This window comes from Neobacillus sp. DZ-9, assembly GCF_059587065.1.
In genome coordinates this window covers 101215-126580 of record NZ_JCAIOL010000004.1, presented here as the reverse complement: position 1 = coordinate 126580, position 25366 = coordinate 101215, and the positions used below count along the sequence as shown (strand labels likewise).

25 protein-coding genes are annotated in these 25366 nt (G+C 39.2%); 2 read left to right on the top strand and 23 right to left on the bottom strand.

Annotation, left to right across the window (positions count from 1 at the left end; genetic code table 11):
• Positions 1 to 116: 116 nt before the first annotated feature.
• The 23 genes from AC59HZ_RS12530 to AC59HZ_RS12420 all read right to left on the bottom strand — a co-directional run bounded on the left by AC59HZ_RS12530 (position 117) and on the right by AC59HZ_RS12420 (position 22183).
• Positions 117 to 767 carry a copper homeostasis protein CutC gene (locus AC59HZ_RS12530; RefSeq protein ID WP_496546155.1) on the bottom strand — a complete coding sequence of 217 codons (651 nt, stop codon included), beginning with the start codon at positions 765 to 767 and terminating at the stop codon, positions 117 to 119.
• Complete coding sequence (locus AC59HZ_RS12525; RefSeq protein WP_496546154.1) at positions 764 to 1795, bottom strand: asparaginase; 1032 nt, start codon at positions 1793 to 1795, stop codon at positions 764 to 766. Before AC59HZ_RS12525 ends, AC59HZ_RS12530 begins: the two co-directional genes overlap by 4 nt.
• A 27-nt stretch (positions 1796 to 1822) precedes the next feature.
• Positions 1823 to 2977: an ROK family transcriptional regulator gene (locus AC59HZ_RS12520; RefSeq protein WP_496546153.1), complete on the bottom strand. Its 1155-nt coding sequence runs from the start codon at positions 2975 to 2977 to the stop codon at positions 1823 to 1825.
• Positions 2978 to 3116: 139 nt separating this feature from the next.
• Complete coding sequence (locus AC59HZ_RS12515) at positions 3117 to 3998, bottom strand: sugar phosphate isomerase/epimerase family protein (protein ID WP_496546152.1); 882 nt, start codon at positions 3996 to 3998, stop codon at positions 3117 to 3119.
• 3 nt (positions 3999 to 4001) lie between these two features.
• On the bottom strand, positions 4002 to 5060 hold the full coding sequence (locus tag AC59HZ_RS12510; protein WP_496546151.1) for a Gfo/Idh/MocA family protein: 1059 nt from the start codon (positions 5058 to 5060) through the stop codon (positions 4002 to 4004).
• A gap of 31 nt (positions 5061 to 5091) precedes the next feature.
• On the bottom strand, positions 5092 to 5967 hold the full coding sequence (locus tag AC59HZ_RS12505; RefSeq protein WP_496546150.1) for a sugar phosphate isomerase/epimerase family protein: 876 nt from the start codon (positions 5965 to 5967) through the stop codon (positions 5092 to 5094).
• 35 nt (positions 5968 to 6002) lie between these two features.
• The gene (locus AC59HZ_RS12500) at positions 6003 to 6971 is read right to left on the bottom strand and encodes an ABC transporter ATP-binding protein (protein WP_496546149.1); all 969 of its coding nucleotides are present in this window, start codon (positions 6969 to 6971) and stop codon (positions 6003 to 6005) included.
• Positions 6964 to 7953, bottom strand: coding sequence for an ABC transporter ATP-binding protein (locus tag AC59HZ_RS12495; RefSeq protein WP_496546148.1), 990 nt, complete (start codon positions 7951 to 7953; stop codon positions 6964 to 6966). The genes AC59HZ_RS12500 and AC59HZ_RS12495 overlap by 8 nt, the downstream gene beginning before the upstream one ends.
• 15 nt (positions 7954 to 7968) lie before the next feature.
• Positions 7969 to 8865 (bottom strand): ABC transporter permease, encoded by an 897-nt coding sequence (locus tag AC59HZ_RS12490; RefSeq protein ID WP_430071666.1) that lies wholly within the window; start codon positions 8863 to 8865, stop codon positions 7969 to 7971.
• A gap of 16 nt (positions 8866 to 8881) precedes the next feature.
• Positions 8882 to 9805, bottom strand: coding sequence for a nickel ABC transporter permease (nikB, locus tag AC59HZ_RS12485; protein ID WP_430071663.1), 924 nt, complete (start codon positions 9803 to 9805; stop codon positions 8882 to 8884).
• 179 nt (positions 9806 to 9984) lie between these two features.
• Positions 9985 to 11553 (bottom strand): glutathione ABC transporter substrate-binding protein, encoded by a 1569-nt coding sequence (locus AC59HZ_RS12480; RefSeq protein ID WP_496546147.1) that lies wholly within the window; start codon positions 11551 to 11553, stop codon positions 9985 to 9987.
• Positions 11554 to 11997: 444 nt separating this feature from the next.
• Entirely contained in the window at positions 11998 to 13308 is a 1311-nt protein-coding gene (locus AC59HZ_RS12475; RefSeq protein ID WP_496546146.1) for an alpha-L-fucosidase, read from the bottom strand.
• Positions 13309 to 13327: 19 nt separating this feature from the next.
• On the bottom strand, positions 13328 to 13756 hold the full coding sequence (locus AC59HZ_RS12470; RefSeq protein ID WP_496546145.1) for an RbsD/FucU family protein: 429 nt from the start codon (positions 13754 to 13756) through the stop codon (positions 13328 to 13330).
• A 20-nt stretch (positions 13757 to 13776) separates the two neighbouring features.
• Positions 13777 to 14667: a fumarylacetoacetate hydrolase family protein gene (locus AC59HZ_RS12465; RefSeq protein ID WP_496546144.1), complete on the bottom strand. Its 891-nt coding sequence runs from the start codon at positions 14665 to 14667 to the stop codon at positions 13777 to 13779.
• A 24-nt stretch (positions 14668 to 14691) separates the two neighbouring features.
• A complete protein-coding gene (locus tag AC59HZ_RS12460) occupies positions 14692 to 15465 on the bottom strand; it encodes an SDR family NAD(P)-dependent oxidoreductase (protein ID WP_496546143.1) in 774 nt (257 codons plus the stop codon).
• The gene (locus tag AC59HZ_RS12455) at positions 15462 to 16274 is read right to left on the bottom strand and encodes an SDR family NAD(P)-dependent oxidoreductase (RefSeq protein WP_496546142.1); all 813 of its coding nucleotides are present in this window, start codon (positions 16272 to 16274) and stop codon (positions 15462 to 15464) included. Before AC59HZ_RS12455 ends, AC59HZ_RS12460 begins: the two co-directional genes overlap by 4 nt.
• A 41-nt stretch (positions 16275 to 16315) precedes the next feature.
• Entirely contained in the window at positions 16316 to 17476 is a 1161-nt protein-coding gene (locus AC59HZ_RS12450) for a UxaA family hydrolase (protein ID WP_496546141.1), read from the bottom strand.
• Positions 17463 to 17786 carry a UxaA family hydrolase gene (locus AC59HZ_RS12445; RefSeq protein WP_496546140.1) on the bottom strand — a complete coding sequence of 108 codons (324 nt, stop codon included), beginning with the start codon at positions 17784 to 17786 and terminating at the stop codon, positions 17463 to 17465. The genes AC59HZ_RS12450 and AC59HZ_RS12445 overlap by 14 nt, the downstream gene beginning before the upstream one ends.
• Before the next feature lie 61 nt (positions 17787 to 17847).
• Positions 17848 to 18690 (bottom strand): amidohydrolase family protein, encoded by an 843-nt coding sequence (locus AC59HZ_RS12440; RefSeq protein ID WP_496546139.1) that lies wholly within the window; start codon positions 18688 to 18690, stop codon positions 17848 to 17850.
• Between the two features lie 58 nt (positions 18691 to 18748).
• Positions 18749 to 19570: a carbohydrate ABC transporter permease gene (locus AC59HZ_RS12435; protein WP_496546138.1), complete on the bottom strand. Its 822-nt coding sequence runs from the start codon at positions 19568 to 19570 to the stop codon at positions 18749 to 18751.
• A 27-nt stretch (positions 19571 to 19597) separates the two neighbouring features.
• The gene (locus AC59HZ_RS12430) at positions 19598 to 20488 is read right to left on the bottom strand and encodes a carbohydrate ABC transporter permease (RefSeq protein WP_496546137.1); all 891 of its coding nucleotides are present in this window, start codon (positions 20486 to 20488) and stop codon (positions 19598 to 19600) included.
• A gap of 61 nt (positions 20489 to 20549) precedes the next feature.
• Entirely contained in the window at positions 20550 to 21857 is a 1308-nt protein-coding gene (locus AC59HZ_RS12425; RefSeq protein WP_496546136.1) for an ABC transporter substrate-binding protein, read from the bottom strand.
• Positions 21858 to 22048: 191 nt separating this feature from the next.
• Positions 22049 to 22183 carry a hypothetical protein gene (locus tag AC59HZ_RS12420; RefSeq protein WP_496546135.1) on the bottom strand — a complete coding sequence of 45 codons (135 nt, stop codon included), beginning with the start codon at positions 22181 to 22183 and terminating at the stop codon, positions 22049 to 22051.
• On the opposite strand from AC59HZ_RS12420, the gene AC59HZ_RS12415 reads away from it, so the two are divergent.
• The gene (locus AC59HZ_RS12415) at positions 22182 to 23861 is read left to right on the top strand and encodes a cache domain-containing sensor histidine kinase (RefSeq protein ID WP_496546134.1); all 1680 of its coding nucleotides are present in this window, start codon (positions 22182 to 22184) and stop codon (positions 23859 to 23861) included. The two genes, AC59HZ_RS12420 and AC59HZ_RS12415, sit on opposite strands and share 2 nt — an antisense overlap.
• On the top strand, positions 23854 to 25350 hold the full coding sequence (locus AC59HZ_RS12410) for a response regulator (RefSeq protein WP_496546133.1): 1497 nt from the start codon (positions 23854 to 23856) through the stop codon (positions 25348 to 25350). The genes AC59HZ_RS12415 and AC59HZ_RS12410 overlap by 8 nt, the downstream gene beginning before the upstream one ends.
• The last annotated feature ends 16 nt before the right edge of the window (positions 25351 to 25366 follow it).

Below are 25366 nucleotides of genomic sequence, written 5' to 3'. Positions count from 1 at the left end.
TATTTTTGCATGGTATGACCAAAAAAACAACCGCAAGCCCCTACATTCATGTATGGGGTTAGGCTGTTTTTTATTTTATCATTATTTACATTCGCTCACGGTTGAATTGTATGATCTCACTTAGTTCCAAGTTCACCTACAATTTTTGTTCCATGAGCCTCTCTTACGTTTACCTTACTGATAAGAGCCTCTAGGTTTCTATCAGTAATACCGCCTCCAGGAAGGATGATCATTCGATCGCCTGCAAAATTGACATATTCTTTCAATCGGGTAAGGTTGTTTTCAATTGCTGTATGGCTTGGCCCACCGTGGGTTAAAATCCGCTGAACACCATGGCCTGCCAACCAATTAATAGCATCCAACTGGTATTTCCGCTTAATCTGATCAAACCCCATATGAAAGGTAATATCCAGACCACTAGCGGCTTGCAGCAATGTATGCATATTCCTCTCATCAATCCAGCCTGATTCATTTAAGCAGCCCATCACCACTCCGTCTGTTCCCAGGTGTTTTAAATGAACAATCTCTTCGTGCATAATGTCTATTTCCATCTTGTTATACACGAAGTTTCCACCCCTTGGCCTAACAATGGACATAACCTTAATATTCTTACTGTGACAATATTTAATTGTTCTTGCAGCTACCCCATGACTAACCGTTGTTCCGCCGACCGCTAAGTTATCACAAAGCTCTATCCGGCTAGCTCCACGCTCGATTGCTTCAGGCACAACAGTGAAATTTTCTACACAGACTTCTTTAATCATCATGCACGTTTTTCTGTCATTTCTTGAGATTTGATAAGTGAAAACGTCTCTTTAACTGCTCCTGCCTCAACCCCTGCATCATTCCTTACAATCGACGGCTTTAACTCTCTTATTCTCGCGATTGTTTCTTTGTTGCCGTAGTTAATTTGCTCAAGGATAGAGGCAACAATATTTGGCCAAACCTCTTCAGAGCCATTTAATACTTTTAAGGCAAAGCCTAGTCTTTCCTTTTTCAATCCGAAGCAATAAACACCTTGTGCTCCGCCTTTTGCGACCATATTTGGATCTTGCAGCAAAACGGAGCAAATAAATTTTTCCGAAGCCACCATCATTGGATGTTCATTCATCACGCTGGTCATTTCCTTCACCGCTTTTTGCAATAATGGATCTTTAATAATGTCAGGACATGCCAATTTTAAATAGGTAATCGCCATATTTTTCAACGGAATCGCGAACACAGGTACACCGCAGCCATCTGTACCGATCTTTATTTCTGAAACGGGTACTTCCGATAAAGTGGAGAGGATGAACAAAATTTGCTGCTGAAGTGGATGGTCTGCTTCCCAGTATCCTTCAACCGGATAGCCCAATTCACGGCAAACCGTGACAAAGCCCATATGCTTACCTGAGCAGTTGTGATAAAGCCGTCTTTTTTCTTTATGGTTCCACAACATTTCCTCACGCGGCTTGACGTTTAATGGATAGGAGGGCGGGCAGAATAATTCCTCTTCGCTAACAGGCAGCTTGCTCAACATGGACTCAAGAGCTTTAACATGATAGGTTTCCCCTCTGTGAGAAGCAGTAAACAGGGCTGCTTCTTCTCTTGTCAGACCATATTTCGCCACGATATTAGATAAAAATACAGGAAGCGCTTGGATGGGCTTAGCGGCAGACCGATAAAAGGTATAATGATCATGATTCCCGGCATGATACACCGTTTCCAATTGGTCGTTAACACCACCTATCATTCCTATATGAACATTTTCCATCAAACCGGCTCTTGTTTCTTCTACTAATGTTACATAATTCATACAATACTCCTCTCCTTAGAAAAAATATTACTGTAATTCCAACAAGGAATTTTGAGCTTGAATAGCTGCACCAAGTACGACTCCCTGATCTCCTAACTGTGAGTAGACGATTTTTACACGTGCTTTTAACGGCTCCCAAACATACAGCTCACATTTTTGCTTAATAGAACCTTTTATTTCAGGAAGTTTTTCAATGGTATTCCCGCTTAGAATAATCATTTCCGGGTTATACAGACAAAGGATATTGCTTAAAGCGAGGGCGATGTAGGTGGCGGTTCGGTCCATAATATTAATGGCCCAAGATTCCCGCTTTCGACAGGCATCGAAAACCTCATCGATGGTCTGAATGTCCTTTACCTTCCTGCTGTCGGCAATAATCGCGCCTTCAGAAATATAAGTAGCAAGGCAGCCGATTTTTCCGCAATTGCATACATTCCCCGTCGGGTCAATGACGGTATGGCCAATCTCCCCTGCATCGTTGGAATCACCGCGGTATATTTCTCCATTAAGAATGATCGCAGCACCAATTCCTGATCCAATACCCATGAGAACAGCATTTTGCGAATCCCTTGCCCTTCCCTTGAAATTTTCTGCGATGATTTTCATTTTTAGTTCATTATCAATAATGACCCCAAAGCCAGTGAGTTGTTGAAGATCCTTAGCCAGGTTCTTATTCTTCCATTTCAGCTGTTCCGATATCTTTACCACGCCATTCATATAATCGATGGAACCAGGAAGACCTACTCCGATTCCAAGGATTTTTTCGACAGGTACTTGATTTTTATCAATTAATTCCCTTATATTATTCCTTACTTTTTTAAGCGTTTCTTCATAACCCTCCCTCTCATCTCTGGGAGTAGTCTGCCATGCAACAATTTCTCCGATATAATTAACGATACCAATGTTGATAATTAATTTATCGATTTCTACTCCAACGGAATAAAGAACATCACCGCAAACATCCAATAATGCTGCCTTTCTTCCTACGCCGGATGTGACTAATTCGGTTTCTCTCACAAATCCCTGTAAATGTAACTCATTGACAATTCGCGTAATAGATGTTGGGCTCATTCCTGTTACTTTCGCAATTTCCATTCTGGAAATGGGTGATTGGTTTTTGATAATTTCAAGGACTAGATTTTTATTTTGTTTTTTCATTAAAAGTTGATCTTGCTTCTCCATTATTTACATTCCCTTTTTAAAATAATTTGTTAAAAAATGGTTAAAAAATCATGTCAGCTCTCACTTTTGAAAGAACTAACATCATTTTTTAATCGGAAGGGAATCGTAAAGTGGATTCCCCTCAAATGAAGTTTGTCCTTTAGTAAAATGTTTTAATAAATTGGATTGCCGCAGAAATATCTTTAACTGGATTCGTGTCAACCTCACGTTCGATCGTTAAATACCCCTCATACTGAATTTGTTTTAATGCCTCAAAGTAATTAGGAAAGTCTACAGCTCCCTTTCCAAGGGGCAATTCCCTGAAATACTCACCGGAAGCCACCATTCGAGCTATTTTTTCATGATCCGTACCGCCGCCATAGCCAAGTGCTCCATAAACATCACGAGGGTCTACCGGTTTTAGCTGAACCCCATCTTTCACATGCGTATGGACGATATAATCTTTGAGCAGCTTCACTCCAGCCACAGGGTCATCTCCGGTTACCATCACCATATTGGCCGGATCAAAATTAATGGAAACGCCATTAGTACTTAAACTATCCAAAAAGGATTTTAATCGTGAAGCTGTTTCAGGACCTGTTTCTATCGCAAAGTACGCATTCATACTTTTAGCATAAATCCCCAATTCCTCACAGGCCGATTGCATCGCATCATATATATAACTATCCTTTTCCTCCGGTACAATGCCGATATGAGTCGTGACAATATTTGTCCCCAGTTCAACTGCCAGATCCAAAATTCGTTTTGATTTTTCAATTTTCTCCTTGTTTTGCCGGGCATCCTGAAACCCATGGCCGCCTAAATCCCCGCAAAGCGCCGAGATTTCTAATCCTAATGATTCAATATAGGTTTTTAACTCTTTACGGGAAGCCGGGCTTAAGTTTTCCGGTGCCATTTCCCCGCTTACAGCATAAATTTGGACACCGTCAGCTCCCATTTCTTTTGTAGCTTTTAACCCTTCCCTTAGAGGTAAACAAAGACTATCGACTATCACACCAATTTTATTGGTCACCTTTAACATGGGTTAAAAAACCACCTCGCACTTCTTTTCAGCAGCCTCGTAGATTCCGGCCAACATTTTCATGATTTCAACCCCATCTTCAACAGGGGCGATTGGTTTAGTACCTGATAAGCAGGAAGATATAAATGAATCAATTTCATTTTGAAAGGCATTGGTAAAATCAAAAGTCAAATGGTCAATCTGGGGGTGAATATTGATAATCGTATCATTTTCTTCACTAATCAAGACTAATTCCGGTTCAAGCTCCGCCCCGCCCTTTGTTCCAAACAATTTCACCTGGATTTCATCTTTCTTTGCGTGTAAAGTGAATGAAACATCTACCAGTAAAGAAGCACCATTCTCAAATGTAATGAGGGCATTGGCTAAATCTTCGACTGCATTTCTCTCTTTATCAAAATCGGCCGCTTTATAAAAACGTAAATTCTCTACGTTCCCCCGGTTTCCAAGTTGATGATAGGTGTTCCCGGTGATGGATTTTACTTTTGGGCGCCCCATTAAATACCAGCATATATCAATGATATGAACCCCAAGATCGATTAATGGACCGCCGCCAGAGCGTTCTTTATCCGCAAACCATCCGCCTGGATTCCCTAAACGGCGTAAGCATGAGGCCTTTGCGTAATAGATCTCTCCTAATTTCCCATGATCAATAAACGATTTTAATACCTTCGTATTCGTGGCAAATCGTCTAACAAAGCCAACCTGTAATAGCTTGTTATATTTATGTACCGCTTCCTCTATCTTTAACGCTTCTTCTACTGTCATGGAAAGAGGTTTTTCTACTAAAACGTGCTTTCCTCCTTTCAAGGCACTTATGGAGATCTCAGCATGGGTATTATTCCAAGTACAAATGCTGACAGCATCTATATAAGGGTCATTATAAACCTCATCTAATGAGGAATACACCTTTTCTATTCCATATTTCTTTGCCTTTTCTTCCGCTCTTTCTCTTGAATAATCATAAATACCATGTAAAATAGCATTTGGATTGTTCTGATAGGATTGAAAATGCATATCAGAAATCGAACCAGCACCAATTACACAAACTCGTAAACTCTCCAAATTGATTCTCCTTTCTGCAACCGTGTTATCGTTACTGAACTTCATCCCAAAATCTCTTTACATTATCCATTCCAATCTTGGATCCCACTTTGCAATCTTCCATACCTTCAAATTCCACGGTTAAATAGCCATCGTATCCTGAGTTTTTGACTAATCTTAAAATCTCGCGAATGTTTAAATCTCCATGACCAACAATGGCTCCGCGCAAATAGTTTTCGTTGACCGTCCTGAACCAATCCCCGCCGCCCGGGTTATCATAATAAGGACGAATATAGAAATCTTTTAGATGAATAGTTGCTGCATATTTTAGATTTTTCTTTACCCCTACTAGCGGATCTTCATCAATACAAAGGAAATTCCCAACATCGAGGGAGGTTTTAAAATTGTCACGGTTCACCCCATGGATGACTCGCTGGACACGGTCACTCGACTGAACATTAAACCCATGATTTTCAATTGTGGTGGTTATCCCGTATTGTGCAGCATAATCGGCAATCAGCTGACTGCCTTTAACAAATTTTGAAAAATGCTCCTCAAAATAATGGATAGTCATTTCTTCCGGCTTTAAAGTAAAGGCTGTTACATCATGACGCAAAATCCTAATACCTAAGCGATTCGCGATATCAACATGTTTTTTAATCCGTTCTACTTCTTCAAGGAATGCCTCCTCTGTCTCTTGGACAAAGTTTGCCGGCATTGAATAGGCAGATAACTCAATCCCAACCGATTCTGCTTTTTCCCTAATTTGATCAGCTAATTCCACATTATCAACAACAGAAAAACCATATGGTACAATTTCCATATGCTCCCCGCCATGATCAGCGATCCACTGGATAACATCCAACACTGTCATCGTTTCTGCTCGTAATTCTCTCACTAAACTATACGTACTTAAACCGACTTTCATAAATAAATCCCTCCTGTTTAATGGTTAAAAAACTACTATTCTACTAAATGACAGGAAACAAAATGACCTGCCGTTTCCCCCTGTTTGACGGGAGGCTCTGTTCCTTTACAAATGTCCATGGCAACAGGACAGCGCGTATGGAAGCGACATCCAGCCGGCGGATTCACCGGACTTGGTAAATCCCCTTGCAAAATTATTCGTTCTCTTCTTAACTTTGGGTCTGGAATGGGAATCGACGACAATAATGCTTTCGTATAAGGATGCTGCGGGTTAGAGAAGATCGCTTCTTTTGGACCAGACTCCACAATCGTTCCCAAGTACATGACCCCAATATGGTCACTAATGTGCTCGACAACACTTAAATCATGGGAAATAAATAAATAGGTTAAATCAAATTCAGCCTGCAATTCTTTTAATAGATTTAGGATTTGAGCTTGGATAGAAACATCTAATGCAGACACCGGTTCATCCGCAATAATGAGCTTTGGTTTCATAATAAGGGCTCGTGCGATACCAATCCGCTGCCGCTGACCTCCGCTGAACTCATGGGCGTATCGATTCGCATGATAATCACTTAAACCGACGACTTCCAATATTTCGGATACCTGTTTATACCGTTCTGCTCGGGATAGCTTCGTATGAATCGTAAGGGGTTCAGCTACTATATCACGGACTTTCATCCTAGGATTTAACGAGGCGTATGGATCCTGAAAAATCATTTGGACTTTTTTTCTCATTCCTTTTAATTGAGCTTCCTTCTTTTGCGAAATTTCTTCTCCCTCAAGCCAAATTTCTCCCTCACCCGGTTCAATCAGTCGGGAAATTAGCCTCCCTGTTGTGGATTTCCCGCAGCCGCTTTCCCCTACCAGGCTGAACGTCTTTCCTTCCGGAATCATAAAGGACACGTCATGAACGGCTTTTAACAATTTTCTTTTCTCAAACATGCCAGCTGGAATGGAAAATGATTTTTTTAATCCAGTTACTTTTAAAAGAGTTTTAGACACGAATGCCCCCCCTCTCCTCTTTATACAGCCAGCAGCTGCAAGAACGACCATTTTCAAGGTTCAATTCAGGCGGTTCTTGTTCATAACAAATAGGCATGACATCATTACATCTCGGAGCAAACTTGCAGCCTTTTGGCAGCTCACTTGGATTCGGGACATTTCCTTTAATAGAGTCCAATTTCTCCTTTTTTTGACCCAGCTTTGGAACGGAGGCAATTAATCCTTTTGTATAAGGATGTTTTGGACTTTCAAATAAATCGAAGACATCTGCCTCCTCAACGACTCTTCCAGCGTACATAACGACTACTCTTTCACACATTTCTGCAACAACACCTAAGTCATGTGTAATCAAAAGAACAGACATTTTTTCTTTTTGCTGCAGCTGTTTCATTAAATCCAATATTTGTGCTTGAATGGTGACATCCAGTGCAGTCGTCGGCTCATCTGCGATTAACAGCTGAGGATTACAGGAAATGGCCATGGCAATCATAATTCGTTGACGCATACCACCAGATAATTGATGAGGAAATTCATTCATGATTTCCTCCGCTCTTGGAATGCCTACCTTTTTTAAAATAGAGACTGCATGTTCCTTCGCTTTTTTCTCCTCTAATCCCAAATGAAGGCGAATGGGCTCCAACAGCTGCTCCCCAATTTTCATAACAGGATTTAATGAAGTCATCGGTTCTTGAAAGATCATTGCGATTTGTTTTCCGCGAATCTTCCTCATCTCTGTCTCTGATTTATTAGTTAAATCCTCACCATTAAATAGGATCCTTCCGGAGTTTATTTCGCCGCTCGTCCCTTTAAATAGTTTCATAATCGACAGGGAAGTAATGCTTTTTCCACTTCCGGATTCACCGACTAGACCCAGAACCTCACCTTGATGAATGTGAAAGTTAACACCGTGTAAAATTTTTATTTTTTGTTTATCCTTCGTAAATTGCGTTTCGAGCTTTTCTACCTGCAGAAGCTTCTCCATCCTCTTCAAACTCCCTTATTCATTCTTCGTTTTGGGATCCAGTACATCCCGCAGTCCATCACCAACAATATTGAAGGCCAACACGGTTAAAAAGATGGCAATACCAGGCATCATGACGACATGTGTAGATGTACCTAAATAATCCCGTCCGAGACTCAGCATTGCTCCCCAATCTGGTGTTTCCGGACTTGCGCCTAAACCAAGGAAGCTTAAACTAGAGGCAGCTAGTATCGCTGTTCCAATTCTCATTGATATAAAAACAATTAAACTGCCAAGTGTTTCAGGTAAAATATGTTGAAACATGATCCGAAAATGGGAGGCCCCCATCGATTTTGCCGCCTCAACAAAAACCGTTTCTTTTGCCTCAAGAGTGGAACTTCTTACCAGCCTAGCGAAGGATGGGATACTGAAAATAGATACTGCTATCACCACATTCGTCAAACCCGGCCCCAAAATGGCAACAATGGCAATTGCCAATAAAATATCCGGAAACGCAAACATAACGTCACTTGATCTCATGATAAGCCGGTCTAACCAGCCGCCGAAATAACCGCTAAGAAGCCCTAAAATCGTTCCGCCAATCGCTCCCAAAAATACAGAGAGAAAGCTTACAGTTAATGAAATTCTGGCACCGAATAATAAGCGGCTAAAAATATCACGCCCATATTCATCCGTACCAGCTATGTGGTCTATACCGGGACCTTGTAACATGGCATTATAATCAGGTTTATAGGGATCATAGGGAGCTATAAAAGGGCCGATTATCGCAACTGTAATTAATAATAGAATAAAAAAGCTTGCCCATAACGCAGTCTTTTGCTTTTTCCAATTCTTCAATAATTCTCTTAACGGGGAATACTTCTTTTCTTTTTTAATGGTAGTACTCGAATTTACTGCTTTGGATAACTCCATGATTAACCTCCTTTCTTTAAGCTGTATAACGGATTTTTGGATTGAGATAACTATATAAAATATCTACGACTAAATTGACAATAATAAATTCAATGGAGAAAAGTAATAATTCAGCTTGTATAACCGGGTAATCCCGAAATGAAATGGAATCAATCAACAAACGGCCCATTCCCGGAAAACTAAAAACCGTTTCCACCACAACTGATCCACCTAATAGAAATCCAAACTGCAGACCTGCAATAGTAACAACTGGAATTAGAGAGTTTCTTAGAGCATGTTTTGGAATAACAATGGACTCTTTTAGTCCTTTTGCACGTCCCGTTCGAATAAAGTCAGCTTTAAGTGTTTCTAGAAGAGATGACCTCGTAAAGCGGGCAAGCATGGACATAATTCCTGCTCCCAAGGTTAAGGATGGTAATACATAACTTTTCCAGCCATCCGCTCCGCCGGTTGGAAACCATCCCAGCTGTACCGAGAAAATTTGAATGAGGATTAGCCCTAACCAAAAACCAGGTAACGAAATTCCGGAAACAGCTGAAACCATTCCGAGATAATCCGGCCATTTATTTTTAAATACAGCCGATAAAGTACCAATTAGTAAGCCGATGACTAATGCCCACACCATACTGAATAGGGTTAAATAGATGGAGGGCATAAAGCGGTCAACAAACATATCCATGATAGGCAGCCCTGTTTTTAACGAGGTTCCTAAATCCCCTTGAAATAAATTACCCATATAGGTAACATATTGTTCCCAAATGGGTTTATCGAGCCCAAGTTCTTCCCTAATCGCAGCAACCTCTTCGATCGTAGCATCCTTGCCTGCAACTAAGCGAGCAGGGTCTCCCGGAATTAAGTGGGTAAAAAAGAAGATTAAGATTGAAACAATGAAAAGAATAGGAATCATTTCAAAGATTCGTTTGATAATATATTGGAGCACTGTCAATAACCCCTTTCTAAAAAAACCTTTTGCTCTATAAGACTTTAGCATTAATTTCCATAGCTCTCTTAACGATAGTTTTGATAATAGTACTTAAGCTAAGTAGAAATTTAAAAAGAAGGGAAGAACTTTAGGAATCTTCCATCCGCTTCTTTTAAACAACAATGCATAGTTTCTACTTACTTTAGATTTGCGTTAGTAACGTCAATCCCACCGCCTGGTTCAATGACTACACCTTCTACATTTGTTCTCTTACCCGCTAGAATTTCATCCACACCTAGGAAAATCCACGGCGTATCTTTGTAAATAGTTGACTGAATGTTACTGTAAATTTCTGCTTGTTTAGCCGGATCTGCGGTTTTGCCCACTTCCTCTATCCATTTATCTACTTGCTCATTTTTATAATAAGCAGTGTTTGCCCCGTTTGGCGGGAAGGAGCCTCCATAGAATAATGGTCTTGTTGCATTGGTCGTATCAGATGGATAGGCAGACCAGCTTACATACCACATTTGCAATTTTGTATCCTCAGGTTTTTGAGCACCGTAAATCTCGTCTGATAATGTACCCTCTTCCATCGATTTGATTTCGACATCAATACCGATAGCTTTTAATTGTTGTTGGATGAACTGCATTCCTTTCATCGTATCAGAGTTGGTGTTGCCCCAGATTTCAGCTTTAAAGCCTTTTTCAAGTCCTGCTTCTTTTAACAATTGTTTTGCCTTTTCAATATTTTGCTCATACACTTCCTGCTTTACATAATGAAGCGTTTTGCTAGGAATAATCGAATCTAGCGGAAGGCCAAATCCAGCATTAACAACATTGATAAACGCATTTTTATCTACCGCATAGTTCATTGCCTGGCGGACTCGAGGATCATCAAATGGTTTTTTCATAGTATTAATCGATACATATCGAGCAATAGTAGATGGGATTTTTTCAACCTTTATATCCTTATTGCTTTCAAGTTCTTTAATATTTTGACTTGGCAGCGGATAGATGACTTGCGCCTCACCTGTTTTTAACATCGCAGTACGCGATCCATTTTCTGGAACTGGTTTATAAGTGATTTTTTGGACGCGATCCTTTTTATCCCAATAATCAGCAAAACGCTCCACTGTTAAGTGGTCTCCTTGTACCCATTCGACAAATTTAAATGGACCTGTTCCAACAGGCTTTTTCGCAATATTGTTATTTCCTTCTTTTAGTAACTTAGGGCTAAGAATCTTAGCAGATACAAATCTTGTTAACATACTAGGATATGGTTCTTTTAATGTAATCTTTATTTCGTAATCATTTATAACATCAATTTTGGTAATTAAGCTAAAACCGCGGCTGTTTAAACGTAAGCTGTCATCCTTCATAATTCTTTCATAGTTGGCCTTTACTGCTTCTGCATTGAAGGCTTCCCCGTCATGGAACTTAACACCTTGGCGTAGTTTAAAGGTATATTCCAAGGCATTGTCACTAACACTATAATCTTCCGCAAGTTTTTTAATAATTTTCCCATCTTGGTCAAACCCCAATAGTCCTTCAAGCATAGCGGATTGTACGGAGTTAGAATTGGTATCCCCTGTATTGTGCGGATCCATTGAAATAAAATTTTCATTTACAGCAATAACCATTTCCTTGCTCTCCGTTTTACTGCCTGCTTTCTTTTCCCCTGAACTTTCTTTGCTGGAGCATCCAACAACTAATACTGCCGAGATGACAACTAACAGCAGTATTTTCCAATAATGTGCCTTTCTCAATTGATTTCCCCCTTTGATTATTTTTTCCTTAGGGTATTTTAGTCCTGTTGTCACTTTCTTTTCAGCAATACCCTTGAAGTATATGATTTTGATTACTTCTGACTATTATTTAATTGGATATTAATAGAAAAAAGTAATCTTAAATCCGTACTTTTTTTCATCATGTTAATAATAATTTAATAATCAATCTAAAAATCTATGTATTATGGTTATATATCCATTTAATTTCACCACTGGTGAAATTAAATGGATAAAAAAAATGAATATTAAATTTTGGGAATACTGGTTTTTTCTAGATTTCAGATTTAAATCTAATTATAACTTCCTTGTAATTCCTATTCAACATTTTTTGTAAAATTTTAAATCTTTTAATTACTAACCTCCACTATTCTTGGTTAATGTTAATTTTTCCCACATTCCCGATCCACCAGTTATATGAAAATGCTAGTCTATTAACTCTAGTTCAATAACCGTATCCTTCTCATCCGGCAATTCCGCACCTGTTAACGTGATAAAGGCACCATTCTCAATATCCGAATACTGCTCCGCCATCCACGGAACCTCCACTTTTAGCTCACTTCCATCTGCTAACAGCCTTGCCTTTTTGATTCTGTCTTTTAACCCCGCGAAATAAATCGGACCAATGCCGCGGTCAAACACATGGGCATATAAAAACTTGCCCTTTTGGGTATACCGGCCCCATTCTGGCTTTGGCAGGTCAGCAGCTGTACAGCCATAAATACTTTCCCCATTCTGCTCCATCCACTTACCGACTTCTTGTAAAATCACAAGTGACTGCGGAGGAATGATTCCCTTTACATTCGGACCAACATTTAACAGCAGGTTCCCGCCTTTACTTACACATTCTACTAATGTGCGAATCACTTGTTTCGGAGATTTATAGTTTAAATCCTTTGAATGATAACCCCAGTGATCATTTAAGGTAATACATGCTTCCCACGGAATCGGCTGATGATTTGCATTGACAATCCCGCCAGGCGGAATAATTTGTTCTGGAGAAAAGAAATCACCCGCATAAATTTCCGGTTCAGCTGACATGATATTGCCGCCCAAACGGTTATCGATAAGAATATCCGGCTGCATCGAACGAATCATCTCCACGAGTTTGGAAGCTTCCCATTTTTCTCCGGTCATCTCATCATAGGAAAAGTCAAACCACAAAATATCAATCTTCCCGTAATTCGTTAGTAATTCTTTAACCTGCCCGTGAAAATATTCAATGTAGTTGGCAAAATTGGTTTCTTCGCCCTTATATTCTTTATTGTCCCGCATCGGATGATGGCGGTCCCCGTATTTCGGATAATCCGGATGATACCAATCAATAATCGAATAATAGAGGCCAACCTTTAATCCTTCGTCTCGAAATGCCTCGACATATTCCTTAATTAAGTCACGTCCTGCAGGGGTGTTTGTTGCTTTATATTCCGTCAATTGACTGTCAAATAAACAAAATCCATCGTGATGCTTGGCCGTTAACACTGCATATTTCTGCCCCGCTGCTTTTGCCGCTTTCGCCCATTCCCGAGGATTATAATGCGTTGGATTAAATTCTTCAAAAAATGGCTGATACTCTTCAATACTCAAACGTTCAATACTCCGGAGCCATTCTTGTCTTGCCGGAATCGAATAAAGCCCCCAGTGAATAAATAAGCCAAACCGGTCCTCCATGAACCACTTTACCCGTTCTTCTCTACTGTTCATTTCTCCACCACCATATTTTTTTGATTTACTCATTCTACTTACGATCAGCAAACTATTTAATAACACCTTTTTTTAAAATAATATTGGCATAAAGTGCCGTTTCACTCGTGGCAACTACTGCAAAAGCCTTTTTTGAACGTTCATAAAACAGAGACCGTTCGATATACTCAAATGGACAGGAATGTTCAAATTGACGGTCGATAATATCTTCATAATCTTTCCATATGACTGGCTGAATGGTATCGCCAGGAACAACTGCCATGCATGCAACTGGACATTCTACATACGTGTCTAAAGGGAAAAATTCAAGTATTGCCGTTAATAACTCAGGGATACCATTACCATCACACCTAATGAGGCGCTGAGCATGACTTACAGATGGAAAATTCGCGTCTGCCAGGACAATTTCATCACCATGTCCCATTTCCATTAACGTCTTCATTAACTCTGGTGAAATAATCGAAGGAATTCCTTTAAGCATTTTTACTCACACTCACTTGTTTACTTCTCTTCCACAAAATAGTTTGTAAGCGAACCTAGCTTTTCTATTTCCACGGTTACCTGGTCCCCAGGTTGAATATATATTTGCTTCTCTTCCGGGTACCCTAAAACGACTCCTTCTGGTGTGCCCGTTAAAATAATATCTCCAGGTTCCAAAGTCATATGCCGGGATATATAACTAACAATTTCACGGCAGGAAAAGATCATATCCGACGTGTTCGAATCCTGGCGCAGCTCTCCATTTACATAGGTTTTTAATGCTAGATTATTAGGATCTCCCACTTCATCGGAGGTAACGAGATAAGGACCGATCGGACTGAATTTATCACAAGTTTTCCCTAGTAACCATTGGTGTGTTTTCATTTGTAAATCGCGTGCTGAAAGATCATTGACTGTACAGTAGCCAAAAACATAATCAAGCGCCTTATCTTCTGCTACATTTTTGGCTTTTTTCCCCATCACAATGCCTAATTCAACCTCATAATCTAGTTTTTCGGTTACTTTTGGAACAGGAATTTCACTTTTATGTCCCGTTAATGTGTTATCAAACTTATTAAACAAGATTGGGACTTCTGGATACGGAGCATTTGTTTCATCTGCATGCCTGCGATAGTTCAATCCAACGCAAATGATCTTGTGCGGCCTTGTGACACATGGACCCCACGTTAGTTTTTCAGGATCAGCAAACACTGCTTTTTCTTCTTCTAAAGCACGGGTGATAAAATCCTGAAGCTTAGTTCGTTCTTGTTCACTATTTGAAATGACAGACATCACATCTGCTTCGATATCAACATTTGCTTTTTCGGCAGTAGCAGCGATATCCATGATGCCATTCTCCGTTTGAATACCTAGTTTTTGTATTCCATTCTCTTCTATTGTTAATAGTTTCATATGTCATTCCCTTTCTTACTCTTTTTAAGCATTCTTTCCGAATACAACGCCGCCATCAATATATACAGGTGAGCCCATCATAAATCTAGCTTCATCCGATGCTAAAAATAAGGCAGCACTCGCAACATCTTCAGGTTTTCCTAATTCGCCGCTTAGCTGTCTTGTCTTAATTTTTTCAATCGCTTCTTCTGGGTCGTTATAGGAGGTTCTTAAATAATTTTCAACAAATGGAGTGAAGATCGTTCCTGGCAATAAAGCGTTGACCCGTATATTGTACGGTGCATAGTCCACTTGCATCGCCTTTGTCAAAGAAAGAATCGCCCCCTTGGTCGCTGAATACAGCGCACGTTTCATTAACCCCATTTCCGCGGCACATGAGGACATGTTAATAATGCATCCGTCCATTTGTTCCATCATATAAGGGACGATATACTTGCTTGGGAGGTAGATTCCTTTGACATTCACACTCATCACTTGATCCCAAACTTCAGGCGCTACTTCGTCTACCCGGCCAACATTACTGATTCCGACATTATTAAATAAAATATCAATCTTTTTGAATTCCTCGATGGCCCATGCTGCCATCGCTTGTACCGATTCCGGTATCGTGACATCGGCATAATAAAATGAAGCATTTCCTCGCTTCTCTTTAATTTCCTTAACCGTATTTTCACCATTTTCCTTGTTCACATCATTGACGATAACATGGGCGCCCTCTTGCGCAAAAAGGAGAGCAGCGGCTCTGCCAATCCCGCTTCCTGCACCTGTAATTAATGCTACTTTGCCTTGTAATCTCATATAATCAGGTTCCTTTCTTGTTCCAAATGGTCTTCCGGTTGGGCTGCCTTTACTGTAAGGCCTCCATCGACCATTAACAAATGTCCGTTGACCTGCATGGCTTCTTCAGATGCTAAAAACACAACCGCATCACCTATTTGTTTTTCGTTGCCAAGCCGTTTCATTGGGTTGGCTTGAATTTCCTTTTCTAAAATTTCTGAATCTTTCAGATAATCATGGCACATATCCGTTGCGACTGTACTTGGACCTACGGCGTTTACATTAATATTGAATTTCCCTAATTCAATCGCCAGTGCTTTCGTTAAATGGCTGGCTGCAGCTTTTGATGAAATATAGTGCGGAATGACAGGACTTGTCACTAGGAGGCTGGCGGTTGATGTAATATTGATAATTTTACCGAACCTTTTTTCAATCATTTTTTTAGCTACTCGCTGTGTCGTTAGAAAAATAGATTTTACATTCGTTTGATAGGTTTGATCCCAGGTTTCTTCCGATAATTTTAGAAATGGCTCGAATGGGGCTACACCAGCATTATTCACAAGGATCTCGACAGCACCGAGTGTGTTTTCAACCTCGGCAATCATTTGATCGACCTCTTGTTTGATGCCGACATTAGCTTTTACGACCATGGCACGAACATGGAATGTTTCGATCACTTTCTGCTTTAATTGTTCAGCCTTTTCTTTTGAACTTGGAGAGGTGTAGTTAATCGCCACATCTGCCCCTTCTTCAGCCAGCCTCTCGACAATGGCCGCGCCAATCCCTCTGCTTCCACCTGTTACTAAGGCAATACGATTTTTTAATCTCATGAAACCATTTCTCCCCTTTTCAATCTAGTAACGTTCTATCATTACAAGCTGATCCCTATTCTGCTAATACTAAATTCTTGATGGCCTAAAATCTCTGCTTTTGTTTCTTGACCGTTCGCAACTTCGATAATCGCTTCATAGATTTCTTGCCCGGACTCATCAAGTGTCTGCTTTCCCTTTAAAACGGAACTTGTATCAATATCCATATTGTCAGCCATACGTTTCGCCGTTATTTCGTTCCCTGTTATTTTGATTACTGGCACAATCGGATTACCCGTCGGAGTACCGCGTCCAGTTGTAAAACAAACTAAATGGACACCCGCTGCTGCCATGCCTGAAACACATTCAATATCGTTTCCTGGTGAGTCCATAAAGTAATATCCACTTGCCGGAATTTCATCGGCAAAATCAATCACGTCTTGTAATGGGGCTGAACCAGCTTTACTAATACATCCAAGCGACTTTTCTTCAATCGATGATAAACCGCCTTCAATATTTCCTGGACTTGGATTTCCACCACGCATATCCACGCCCATTCGTTCAACCTCATGTTCAAACTGTTTGACACATTGGAACAGTTTTTCCCTTACCTGTTGATTGACGGCCTTCGCGGCTACAAGATGCTCCGCTCCAATGATTTCAGTGGTCTCCCCCATCACAATGGTTCCGCCCTCATGAAGAAGGATGTCCGCTGCTTTTCCTAGAGCTGGATTGCTGCACAAGCCAGAGGTAAAGTCAGAACCGCCGCATTTTACACCGACAATTAACTCTGAAACAAGAACATCTTCTCTTGGTGCTTCAGCAATTTTTTGCAAAAGCTTGTTTGCCTCATCAATCCCCTTTTGGATCGACTTAACTGAACCGCCTTCACCTTGAATATCAATCCAGCTGACAGGTTTCCCCGTTGCTTCAATTTCTGCTTTTACTTGTGCTGCATTAATAACCTCGCAGCCAAGACTGACGATTAATACAGCTCCTACATTAGGGTTTTTCCCCATCCCCGCTAACACTTTGTGCGTGCGCTCCTTATCTGCACCGACTTGGCTGCAGCCATGTTGATGTGGAATCGCTACCGATTCAGGTACTTTTTGTTGAATCCGGGAGCAGACTTGATTGGCACATACAACTGTAGGCAAGATTAATAGATGATTTCTAATTCCAATTTTTCCATTTTCCCGGCGATATCCCTTAATTACTTGCATTTTGTTTATCCCCTCGTCCTCTGATTCCTTCGATATTATGAACATGTACATGGGCCCCCATAGGGATTTCTACACTTGCTGTCCCGATCGCTTCACCATATTTCATGACGACTTCATTTGGACGAATAGGAGCAATCGCTGCTTTATGTCCAAACTTGATGTCTTGGATCAATGTAACCTGAAACGCTTCGCCTCCCTTTATGTATGTGATGACTTCCCCTTTGTTAACATCTTTTAGAAGTGTGGCAACATTATCCCGTTCATGCATCACAATGCAGAATAGTCCTTCTTGAAAGGTTTGTTCTGCCATAGAGCAGTCCCTCCTCTAACCTTTTTAATAGATTAAAACCCATTTGCTAGCCGCACATCATTTACGGTAATTGATAAAATCTTTTTGCATTTCCTCCATATAACAACTCTATTTCTTCTCCTGGCATTTCTTCAGGCAGGTTTTCATCTAAAATCCTTACAACCTCATCATATTCTGCAGCCAGCAGGCATACTGGCCAGTCACTGCCAAACATAATCCGGTCGGTACCGAAACACTGAATAATATGATGAAAGTAGGGTTTGAACTCATCCAGCTGCCATGCTCGAAGATCTGCTTCCGTTACCAGCCCGGATAATTTACACATTAACGTTTGATAGTGAGAAACTTCCTTTATCCAATCAGCCCATGGTGCCCATTCTTGATCTTTAATTGCAGGCTTTGCACAGTGATCAATAACCGCCCGTAAGGTAGGAATCTTCTTAAACAATTCAACAATATACGGTAAATGTTTGGGATAGATTAAAAGGTCAAGCGGAAAATCGTTTTCTGCCAAAATCTGAATATTCTCCAGCACCTCAGGCTTTAAAATCCATTGATCATTTTGCTTATTTTGCAGCATCGGCCTTAGGCCAACAAATTTGGGATGTTTTAATAATCGCTCAAATTGAGCAGGAAATTGATCGGATGACAGGTCCATCCAGCCAACTACCCCGCCAATAAACTCATTATGATCGGCTAAACCCAGTAAAAATTCGGTTTCTTCTATGGATTCAGCTGCCTGTACGACAATTGTTTTTGTTATATGATTTCTTTTTAAATTCCCTATTAAATGTTCAGGAAGAAAATCCCGATAAATGGTTTTTAAATCAGGTGTCGGCCATTCATAAAATGGTTGATCCAATTTCCAAAAGTGTTGATGGGCGTCAATTTTCATTTGATTCATCCTTTATCTATGGAATAAGCATGACATGAAAACCTACAGCACGATTAAATGACGACTCCTATCCTTTGACAGATCCTGAACCAAGTCCTTTTTCAATCTTTTCTTGGAAGAATAGATAGACGATAATCGTCGGTATAATGGTAATAAAGATACTTGCAAACATTGGACCCATATCGGAGGTACCCATTTTCCCCACAAAGGTAAGGAGACCCATTGAGATGTTATACATATCGTGATCGGTAATAAAAAGTACATTCCATACTAGATCATTGTAGATGCTAAAAAATGCTAGGATTCCCGCTGTCGAGATAGCAGGCATAGTTAATGGCGCCAGTATTTGAAAAAGCAGACGATATGGACCGCATCCGTCCATAATCGCGGATTCATCCAATTCTTTTGGCAAATCCTTCATGTAACCCGTAATTAAGAAAATGGTTAATGGCAGTTCAAATACCGCATATAAAATGATCATCACGAAGTAATTGTTAAACCCATTAACAGCCGTAACAATCCGTGAAATAGGGATCAACATCGAGAACACTGGTATCATTAATCCGAGTGTGTAATACAAATAGAGCGGAGTATTCAGCTTGAATTTAAATCTCGCAAGCGGATAAGAGGCAAGCAGCCCTAAAATTAATGCCAGCAAAGTTCCAAACGTAGCATAAATAAGTGAATTTATAATGGAGATATGGATTTTGGCCGATTCAAAAGCAGCAACAAAGTTTTCAAATCTCCACTTTGAAGGCATTGCCAATATTTCGTTATAGATTCCTTCATTATCTTTAAAGGATGAAATCAAATTAAAGAATAGCGGATACAAGAAAACCACGGAACAAAGGATAGCAAATCCATAAATCATGATTTTTCCAATTTTCATTTTTACACCTTCCTTTCTAAGTCCGGCTTAGGCAGAGCTGGCTTTTCCTTGGAATAAACGATTCAGTACAACGGTTGAAACAAGTGCAGTGACAACAATAAAGGTAGCAATGGCATTACCGCCGCCAAAGTTGTTATAAACAAAGGATTGATTGTAGAGCATCGTAGTGGGAACTTCCGTTGCACCGTTTGGCCCGCCGCCCGTCATGACATATACTTGTGCAAATACACGGATGGACTGGGTCACGGCCAAAATCGAAAAGATTTTAAAGATTTCCTTCATTAATGGAACCGTAATGTATATGACTTTTTGAAAACCATTGGCCCCGTCGATGGTCGCAGCCTCATAAATTTCTTCGGGGATTGATACTATACCACTGGCAAAAATAATCATATTTAACCCGCAAAAAATCCACGCATTGACGGCCACAACGGAGAAAATAGCGATATCAGGATCTCCCAGCCAATCAAGGGCCCACCGATCAAAGCCGATGGAGACAAGAATATTATTGATTAATCCGCCTTTCCCTTTTAACAGAAACTGCCACAAAAGCCCTAATGCTGTCAGCGGCAAAATGGAGGGGATGAAATAACTGATTCGAAAGAAGCGTTTTCCTTTGATTTTCGAAGTAATAATTAAAGCAAGAATAAAAGAAAACGGCATAATTAAAATAAAGGAACCAAGGATAAAAATGAGCACATTTTTTAAAGATAAGTAAAAGGCCTCATCTTGAAACAAAAGGATAAAATTATCCCAGCCGGTATAAACGAACGGCGAAGATTTGATCCCATTCCAAGAAAAGAAGGACAGATAAAAGGTTTGAAAAATCGGTACGATAAAAAAGATAGAATATAGAATAATAGAAGGCAGTAAAAAGACAGATATGGTCATTGCTTGTTTTTTATTAAAAATTTTCAATACCCCCCTTTTAAAGATTGAGGAGATACCGCCCTCCCGAACGAGAGCGATATCAATTGCGTTATTTTAGATTATTTGAGAATTTTTGAATATTTTCAGCTGTCTTTTCAGGAGAGTTTCCTGCAAACATTCCTTGGATTTCGTTTCTTAATTTATCTTGGAATTGCGGACGCGGATCGTACGCTGTAATTTCCATTAAGAATTCTTTCGAAGATTCAAGTGCTTTCGTATATTCCTGTGTAACCGGATCTACTTTTAGTGAACCCATATCCATTTTGACTGGATAAACACCGCCGCCTGATTTTTCAAAGTAGTATTTAAATGTATCAACGGATGTTAAGTATTTTACTAATTTAATAGCAGCATCCTTCTTTTTGCCTTTCAATTCCTTGAATACAGAGTAACCGCCTGCGCCGCCATGCCATGTATTTAGGTGATCTGGTACATCCTTGAATCCTGGGAATGGAATGACGCCAATTTTATCAGCAATATCTGATTCAGCAAGGGATGAAATTCCCCAGCTTCCATTAAATAACATAGCGCTTTTGCCGCTAGTAAACGCAGAAGTGACTTCATTATCATCAGTCGTTACGATGTTGTCTCCGAAGACTCCAAGTTCAGCCCATTGTTTCATAATTTTGAAGATCCCGAGCATATCTTTGTCAGTGTATTTTGCTTTACCGCTGACTAGATCTTCGGTTTTTTGCAATCCAAACTTTTTCATTGTGATATTACTGATTAAGTGACCGCCGCGGAAGTTTTCTTTATCTCCCATTCGAAGAAGGGTAATGCCTTCCTTCGAGAATTTCTTTTGCAATTCCGGAATATCTTCAATATACTTTGGAGGTTCTGCACCAATCTTCTCAAACAGCTCTTTATTGTAAAATAATGCAATACTATAAAACTCAGAAGGAACTCCATAAATTCCCGGCAGATCGTCATATTTCCAAGTATCGAATAATGGTAAAAACGCTTCCGACCATTGTTTATCTTTTTCTAGGACTGGAGTTAAATCCATGGCAATGTTCTTGGCATATTCTTTAAATGCTTGTCCGCCATAGTTCACCCAAATTTCTGGGACATTTCCAGTGGCAACGGATGTTTTAAACTTATTATTGAAGGCAGACTCATCGTTAAGGGATTCATCAATAACCCTAATATCAGGATTTTCCTTCATGAATTTAGCTAACAGCTCATTATATGCTTTTGATTCCGGATCATCCCCGCCCATACGTGAAAGAATACGAATAGTCGTTTTACCTGAATCCTTTTCTTCTTTTGAAGAAGTCTTGTCACTTGAACTGCACCCTGCCAAAACAATGGATAATAGGAATGCGACGGCCATGAAAATTGTAAACGTTTTCCTCAATTCTTATACCCCCTTTTGAAATATAACTTGAGTATAGTTGGAATCAATCCAATGGAACATGGAGAAATTTTACGTCATGTTCAAAATTTTTTCTATTCTGAATATTTGTATTTATATTTTTTGCACGATAGAGTATATTTTGCTTATCCAATATGATACAAAAATAATAATAGTTTTTATTCTATAAAAATTTAGGTGATAAAGATGAAGGCATGGAGGAACATCATTCCATATGTAAAGAAACGTAAACCTATTTCCTTTTCCATAAATGCTAAAATAACCTTTTTCCTGCTTTGCTTAATAATTGGTTTTTTGTCATTGTTCATGATTATTACCTATCAAATCTCCTCTAAAATTCTAGTTCAACAAACAATCGATAGCACAAATCAAAATTTTAGCCAAATCTCAAATAAACTAGAGTTAATTTTTAACGAAACAGAAGAATTGTCGGAATTAGTCGTAACCAACTCTATTATTCAACAATATACCTCCGAGCCGGTTCCCAGTCATTCACTGGAGGAACATCGAAATTATCAAGAAGTTAAAAATGTCTTAAGTGAAATTAAGGGAACAAAAGATTATGTTGATTCCATTATGATCTTTGCAAACAATGGCCTGGTGTATGACTCGGGAGAGATTTCTGTCCTGAGTAAACAATCCCCCATTACGCTAAAGCAAAACTCTGTAAGAGCTATAGCATGGAAAGGTGTCTATCAAAGTAACTATACTTTATATGGTAAACAATTAAACATCGTTTCCTTTTTCCAGCGCTTTAATTCTGAAAGGACAGCACTACCTTTAGGGACCATTCAAATAAATCTAAGGGAAAGCTGGATTCGTAAGCAATATAACTCTATTGATTTTGGTCAGAACGGAAATATTTTTATAGTTAATCATGACGGAAAGATTGTTTCCCATCATAACCCTTCAAACCTTTACCAATCAATAAAAAGTGAACCCTATTTTTCATTGATCAAACAAAGGAAAAGCGGACAGAGGGTTCTTCTTGATGACAGAGAGTATCTAGTAGTATCCCAAGAACTGCCTAAATTAAACTGGACCCTTGTCGCCCTGGTTCCTATAGAAAACATTTTAGCCGTAAACAAGCCCCTCATGAGGTCATTCCTTCTTATTGGGTTCATCATGATGGCGAGTGTCGTTTTGATTACTCTATTAATATCTAATCTTGTATCCAAGCCTTTAAAAAAAATCAATCATGTTGTGAAAGAGGTACAAAATGGGAATTTAGATGTTTCTCTTGATATCAATAGCAGAGATGAAATAGGGGTGCTGGCCAAAGAATTCAATAAAATGGTGAGAAGAACAAAAAGGCTGATGGAAAGAGTCGTAAAGGAACAAGAAAAGAAACGGAAATACGCACTTATTAGTGTACAATCCCAGCTAAATCCCCACTTTTTATACAATACACTGGAAAATATCTGCGGACTTGCAGAAATGGAACAGAAAAAAGAAGTAATTGAATTAACCCATAAGTTAGCTGACTTTTATCGAGGCGTTATTAGTAAAGGAAATCAGATTATCTCCATGGAAGAAGAAATGCTTATTTCTAAACGCTATTTAGAAATCCTTAGCATTAGATATAAAGAAAGACTTGCTTATAAATTTATTTTCAACCCTGAAATCTTTAATTATCAAATTGTTAAACTTTCTCTTCAACCCATTATTGAAAACGCTATCCGTCATAATTTAAAGGACGAAGAAGATCACATTTACATTGAAATTATCGGTGAAAAGAACAAAGATAAGATTCATATCTTTGTCAATGACCACGGGGAAGGCACGTTTTATAAGTCAATTGAATCATTATTAAAAGAAAAAGAAGAAAAAGGGAATATCGGTTTTGGGCTATATAGCTCGAGCGAACGAATCAAACAATACTTTGGTGAACAGTACGGCATCAAGATTCATAACAATCCTGGAAAAGGTACATCTGTTGAAATTATCATTCCTGCCATTCGACAAGGAGAGATTGCATATGTATAAAGTTCTTTTAGTTGATGATGAACAATTCATTCGAGAAAGAATAAAGGGCTGCTTAAATTGGGAGGAACTCGGCTTTTCCATTATAGGTGAGGCCGAAAACGGGGAAAAGGCATTACATTTTATCCGCAACAATCCAGTCGAATTGGTGATTATTGATATTAATATGCCGCTAATGAATGGATTAGAGCTTGCCGGATTGCTTCATCAGGAACAGAAGGAGCTGCAGATTGTATTTCTGACGGGATACGATAAATTTGAATATGCACAAAGAGCTGTTCAGCTTGGGGTTTTCGATTATTTATTGAAGCCTGTTCGTTCAGAGGACCTGGCTGAAATGCTTCACAAATTTAAAGAAAAGAAGGAAAAAGAGAACTTAACATCTGTCGTTCTAGATCCTAAAGAAATGAAATCTTATCTTGCTTACCAATTATTAAATGGGCCTGTTACAAAGATGTTGACTCAAGCTTATCAAGAGCTTTTTTCAGATGTTGCAAGAGAACCTTCTTGTTTTCTATTAATTTCTTCCGATGTTGAAGTAGAAGAAAACCTGCAAGGACAAATAGCAAAATTTGTTTTACAACACTTCCCTAATCCAATTTATCATCTTGGGCTAAATCACCAACTGTTTTCTACTTATTTAATAAAGTCTGATGATATCGATAAAATCAAGCCATTGCATTTCGCATTGAAAAGCCATTTCCAACGATCGTTCTCGATTGGTATAGGACCAAGAATGGATGAGCTGCAGATGTTTGGCGAGGCTTTTCAAAAAGCAAAATTCGCATTACACAATCGGCTGACGAAAGGCAGCGGAAACATGTATCAATTCCTTCAAGAAAAGGATGATAGCCATAGTGCAATTCTAGAAAAAATTGAAAAGTTCTCCGTTCTAGTAAAGTCAGGGAATGAAGACCTTTCCCTTAAGGAATTAGAGGAAATTATTCTTTTATGTCAACGAAGCAAAATCTCTTCTGCCAAGTTTTTTGTTGTGACAAAAGAACTAATTACCAGCATTAACAAGGGGATTCATGATTTTCAGTTAAAAAAGGACTACTTTACGGAATTAAATCAATTTGAAAGATTTACAGAGCAATTTCGCAACATCGAGGAAATGAAGGCGTTTTTAAGCACTCTATTAATAGAGGCTATCTCTATCTCCCGTCAAACACTTTTGGAATTAAAATCTCTTTCTCTTCAGGCTATTGCATTTATGGAGAGTCATTATCAAGATGGCGAAGTGGGATTACATTCAATTGCAGAACATTTACATACTAATCCCTCTTATTTAAGCAGAATTTTTAAAAAAGAAACAGGAATCACCGTCATTGAATATCTAACGAAAATTAGAATGGAAAATGCCAGAAAGTTGTTGATGAATGGATGTAAAAATATTCAATTTGTCTCCGAAATGACCGGATACAACGATCCGCATTATTTTAGCAGATGTTTTAAAAAATATTTTAAAGTCCCACCTTCAAAAATTATCTAATTTTAAATATCTTTAA